General features: G+C 72.8%; 5 protein-coding genes. 2 read left to right on the plus strand and 3 right to left on the minus strand.

Going from position 1 to position 5,047, the window contains the following annotated elements:
* Positions 1–1,711: glycoside hydrolase family 3 protein (locus VR44_RS31690; protein WP_045951072.1), on the plus strand; the 1,711-nt coding region annotated here is incomplete at its 5' end.
* Between the two features lie 43 nt (positions 1,712–1,754).
* Here the strand turns inward: VR44_RS31690 and VR44_RS31695 are convergent.
* Together VR44_RS31695 and VR44_RS31700 are read right to left on the minus strand one after the other, a co-directional pair.
* Positions 1,755–3,227 carry an alpha/beta hydrolase family protein gene (locus VR44_RS31695; RefSeq protein ID WP_045951073.1) on the minus strand — a complete coding sequence of 491 codons (1,473 nt, stop codon included), beginning with the start codon at positions 3,225–3,227 and terminating at the stop codon, positions 1,755–1,757.
* Between the two features lie 86 nt (positions 3,228–3,313).
* Positions 3,314–3,724 (minus strand): hypothetical protein, encoded by a 411-nt coding sequence (locus tag VR44_RS31700; RefSeq protein WP_245692637.1) that lies wholly within the window; start codon positions 3,722–3,724, stop codon positions 3,314–3,316.
* Between the two features lie 125 nt (positions 3,725–3,849).
* Between VR44_RS31700 and VR44_RS31705 the strand changes: the two genes are divergently transcribed.
* The gene (locus VR44_RS31705) at positions 3,850–4,404 is read left to right on the plus strand and encodes an EF-hand domain-containing protein (protein ID WP_045951074.1); all 555 of its coding nucleotides are present in this window, start codon (positions 3,850–3,852) and stop codon (positions 4,402–4,404) included.
* A 29-nt stretch (positions 4,405–4,433) separates the two neighbouring features.
* Here the strand turns inward: VR44_RS31705 and VR44_RS31710 are convergent.
* Positions 4,434–5,047, minus strand: a 614-nt coding sequence (locus tag VR44_RS31710; RefSeq protein ID WP_157880471.1) for an ATP-binding cassette domain-containing protein, incomplete at its 5' end; no start/stop codon positions are given.

The following is a 5,047-nucleotide window of genomic DNA, read 5'->3' on the forward strand; positions in this document are numbered from 1 at the left end:
CACCCCCGACGACCCGCGTCCCTCCGGCAGCGCGCCGGGCCGCCGCCCGGACCGGGAGCGGCTGCGCGCCCTGACGGCCTCGATGGGGCTGCCCGAGCTGGTGGGCCAGCTGTTCGTGTCCCGGGCGTACGGGCACTCGGCGACCGACCCCGACCCGGCCGACGCCGACCTGAACCAGGCCCAGTTCGGGGTGCGCACCGCCGCCGAACTGGTGGCCCGCTACCACCTCGGCGGGATCGTCTACTTCGCCTGGGCGCACAACACCCGCTCCCCGCACCAGATCGCCGCCCTCTCCAACGGCCTCCAGCGGGCCGCGGCCGGCTCCGGCGCCGGGGTCCCGCTGCTGCTCTCCGTCGACCAGGAGCACGGGGCCGTCGCCCGGATCGGCCGGCCCGCGACCCTGCTGCCGGGGGCGATGGCGCTCGGCGCGGGCGGCTCCCCCGCCGACGCCCGCCGGGCGGCCCGGGTGGCGGGGGCGGAGCTGGCCGCGCTGGGCATCCGGCAGGACTACGCGCCGGTGGCCGACGTGAACGTGAATCCGGCCAATCCGGTGATCGGGGTGCGCTCCTTCGGCTCCGACCCGGACGCGGTCGCGGAGCTGGCCGCCGCCCAGGTGCGCGGCTACCAGGGGGCGGGGGTGGCGGCGACGGCGAAGCACTTCCCGGGGCACGGGGACACCGAGACCGACAGCCACGTCGGACTGCCGGTGATGCGGCACAGCCGCGCCCAGTGGGAGGAGCTGGACGAGCCGCCGTTCCGGGCGGCCGTGGAGGCGGGCGCGGACGTGGTGATGACGGCGCACATCGTCTTCCCCGCGCTCGATCCCTCGGGGGACCCGGCCACCCTCTCGCGGCCGATCGTGACCGGCATCCTGCGCGAACGCCTGGGCTTCCGGGGAGTGGTGGTGACCGACGCCCTCGACATGGCGGGGGTCCGCCAGAAGTACGGGGACGACCGGGTGCCGGTACTGGCCCTGAAGGCGGGCTGCGACCAGCTGCTGAACGCGCCCGACCTGGGGCTGGCGTACCGCAGCGTGCTGGCGGCCGTCGGATCGGGCGAGCTCACCCGGGAGCGGATCGAGGAGTCGGTGCTGCGGATCCTGGAGGTCAAGGCCCGCCGGGGCCTGTTCGACGACCCGTACGCCGACGAGGAGCGGGTGGACGCGGTGGTGGGCACCGGGGAGCACCTGGCGGCGGCCGACACGATCGCGGCCGGTACGACCACCCTGCTGGCCAATCCGCGCGGGCTGCTGCCCCTGGACGCGGCTTCCGGGCCCCGGCTGCTGGTGACGGGCGCCGAGCCGCCCTCCCCCACGGGCACGACGGGACCTCCCGTGCAGGTCCTCGCGCGGGAGCTGACGGCCCTGGGCTGCCGGGCGCAGGCCCTGTCCGCCGATCAGGCGGTGGCGGCCGCGCCGGGCCACGCGGCGGTGGTGGTGTGCACGTACAACGTCCCGGAGGGGGAGAGCCCGCAGCGCACGCTGGTGGCGGACCTGGTCGCGACGGGCGTCCCGGTGGTGCTGGTGGCGGTCCGCAATCCGTACGACCCGGCCCGGCTGCCGGAGTGCGCGGCCGAGGTGGCCACGTACACCTGGACGGACGTGGAACTGCGGGCGGCTGCCCGGGTGCTGACGGGGGCGCGGCGGCCGTCCGGCCGGCTCCCCGTCCCCGTCCCGGGCCGCTATCCGCTGGGCCACGGGCTGGAGTACTGACGCACCCCGGCCCGCGGCCCCGCGGGTCCGGCCACGGCTACGGCTACGGCCGCAGGGAGTCGTGGCGCAGGTCGGTCCGGTCGAGCTCCGGGTCCGGTGCGGCCAGCGGGGCCGGCTGCGGGGCGGCCTTCGCCGCGTCCGACGCGCTCGCGGCGGGGGCGACTCCGGCCCACTGCTGGATCCGTGCGGTGGCCAGGGCCTTCTCGCCGTCCTGGAGCTTGGAGACGTTGGCCCCGTGGTTGGCGCCCGGTGCGATCATCACGTAGCTGTCGGTCGCCCCGTAGCCGATGTGGAAGGGCTCGGCGCCCCACGGGTCGTTCTGCCCGTACACGAACAGCATCTGGTGGGCGTTGTTCCGCACCCAGTTGTCCACGTCCGCCATGGCCCCCGGCTGGAAGGCCATGGGGATGTCGCGCGGGACGAAGCTGCGCGGCGGCTGGTAGCCGTAGCGGCTCAGGTCCTTGAGCCAGGGCTGCTTGATGTCGGGCGAGCCGAGCTGGGTGCCGGCCTGGTAGTAGTACGGCGTGAACGTCTCCAGGCCCTGGTCGGCGTAGGCCGAGAAGCCGGAGATGGTGTCGACGCTGTCCCAGATCTGCTGGTCGGTCGCGGTCTTGGCGTCCGGGATCGTCCCGCAGTCGGAGAGCAGGCTGTACTGCCAGAAGGCCCAGGTGTAGTCGAGGACGACGGCCTCGAAGGACTTGTCCAGGCTGCCGACGGTGTTGAAGGTCCAGCCGTTGGCGGCCGCGGCCTCCTTGTACTTGGCCTCCAGCGGCTCGCGGCGGATCAGGGCCTCGCGCTGGACGGCGGCCAGCTTGTCCCGGCACTCCTTGGTGCCGACCTTGGTGAAGAACCGGTCGTAGGCCGAGTCCTCCTTGTTGACCACGTCGTTGGGCGCGACGTAGGCGACCACGCCGTCCATGTCGCGCGGGTAGAAGCGCTCGAAGTACGTCGCCGTCATGCCGCCCTTGCTGGCGCCGGTGGCGAGCCAGTTCTTCGTGTAGATCTTCTTCAGGGCGGTGAAGATGCGGTGCTGGTCGCTGGCGGCCTGCCAGATGTCGAGCTTCGACCAGTCCGCCGGATCGGGGCGGGACGGGTTGAAGAATCGATACTCCATGGACACCTGGTTGCCGTCGACTATGGTCGTCGGCTCGGCGCGGCGCGGGTTGGTGTTGACGTTGTAGCCGGAGGTGTAGAACACGGTCGGCCGGGACTCGTCCTTGTGCAGCAGGGTGATGCGCTGCTTGAAGGTGCCCTTCGACGGCTGCCGGTGGTCGATCGGCTGCTCGTAGTTCAGTACGAAGAACCGGTAGCCGGGGTACGGCTTCTCCTCGATCAGGCTCATGCCCGGGATGGCGAGGATCCGGTCCTTGATGTCCGCGGTGGCGCCCTGCCCCGCGGTGGTCGGCGCGGCGGCGGCCGGCTCGGCGGCGGTGGCCGCCTGAGCCGTCAGGCCGGCCGAGCCGAAGGTGCCGATGAGCACCGTGAGCGGCAGCAGCCGGCCAAGCGTCTTGCGCATGCACTCTCCCCATTCGGTCCACTGGTGGTCGCCGTGAACCTAGCGGGGTCAACACGCCCGTGAACAGTACTGGTTGGGCCGCTGCGTCAGCACAGGATCCAGCCGGATTCCACGGATCCGGCCGCGACGCCCCCCTTTACATACACACACCGGCTGATCGCACCCACGGTGACGGGGCCCGCATAGCGGGTGAATTGCCCCGCATCGCCCACCGGGACGCCGCCGCGCGGCTGAACGCTCACCGCGAGGTGGCGGCGCTCCCCCGGGTGCAGGGCGACGTTCACCGCGCAGACCTGCGTCCGGCTCCTGTACACGCGCACCTCGGCATCCGGCAGCGGCAGCGTGGCCACCAGCCCGCCCGGGCATCCGCCGGTGGCGGCCGCCGCCTGCGGCGCCGCGGCGAACACCCCGCCGACGGCCAGCCACAGCGCCGCCCCGAACACCCCGAGGGAGACCCCCCGCGCCCGCGCCCCGCGCGCCTTCCACCCCTGGAACACCCTGCCCCCCGATCGGTCGTACGCAATACGTACTGACGTACGTACGACGCGCCTGGTCACCGGAAGGTTGCACTACCCTGGGCGATCGACCGAATGCCCACCGTAATCACGAAAGGCGTCCTCCCATGACGACCGACCTGCTCGACCGGAAGCTGGAGCGCGCGTTCGCGCACCTGGACGCCGACGACAACGGCGTGATCGACGAGAAGGACATGATCGCGCTCGGCTCCCGGCTGCTGACGGCGCTGGCCGAACCCGCCGACTCCCCCAAGGCCGCCGAGGTCTTCCGCGGACTCACCGACTTCTGGGTGGACCTCTTCAACGAGCTGGGCGTGGGCCAGGACCAGAAGCTGACGCCCGAGCAGTACCGGGACGGGATGACCCGCCTCTACAAGGACGGCGGCCCGGCGTACGAGAAGTCGTTCCGGCCGATGATGAAGGCGATGCTCACGGTGGTGGACACCAACGGGGACGGGCACATCAGCCCCGAGGAGTTCCACAAGGCGCAGCTGGCCTTCGACACCCGGCTGGAGCCGGCCGCCGCGGACGCCCTCTTCGAGCGGATCGACAAGAACCACGACGGGTACCTGTCGGTGGACGAACTCCTCGACGCGGTACGCGAGTACTACACCGGTGAAGACGAGGACGCCCCGGGCAATCTGCTCTTCGGCGAGCTCTGATACCCGGGGCGTACTCCAGACGGGTGCGCCTACGCGGCGGCGGCCGGCTCCTCCTCGCCCGCGAAGGTCCGCCACAGCACGGAGTACCGGCCGCCCTTGGCCAGCAGTTCGGCGTGGCTGCCGTCCTCGACGACCCGGCCGCGCTCCATGACCACCACCCGGTCCGCGCGGGCGGCGGTGGTCAGCCGGTGCGCGACCACCAGGGTGGTGCGCTTGCCCGCCAGCCGGTCGGTGGCCTGGTTGACCTGGGCCTCGGTGGCCAGGTCCAGGGCGGCGGTGGCCTCGTCGAGCAGCAGTACGTCCGGGTCGACCAGCTCGGCGCGGGCCAGTGCGATCAGCTGCCGCTGGCCCGCGGAGAGGTTGCGGCCGCGCTCGGTGACGGTGTGCAGGTAGCCGCCGTCGAGGGTGGCGATCATGTCGTGGGCGCCGACCGCGCGGGCGGCCGCCTCCACCTCGGCGTCCGAGGCCTCCGGCCGCCCGTAGGCGATGGCGTCGCGGACCGTCCCCGGGAAGAGGTACGACTCCTGGGGGACGACCCCCAGCCGGTGGCGGTACGCCGTCAGGTCCAGCTCCCGCAGGTCGGTGCCGTCGGCGGTGACCCGGCCCGAGGTCGGGTCGTAGAACCGGGCCACCATCTTGACCA

Source organism: Streptomyces katrae, from assembly GCF_000966975.1.
Lineage (GTDB): Bacteria > Actinomycetota > Actinomycetes > Streptomycetales > Streptomycetaceae > Streptomyces > Streptomyces katrae.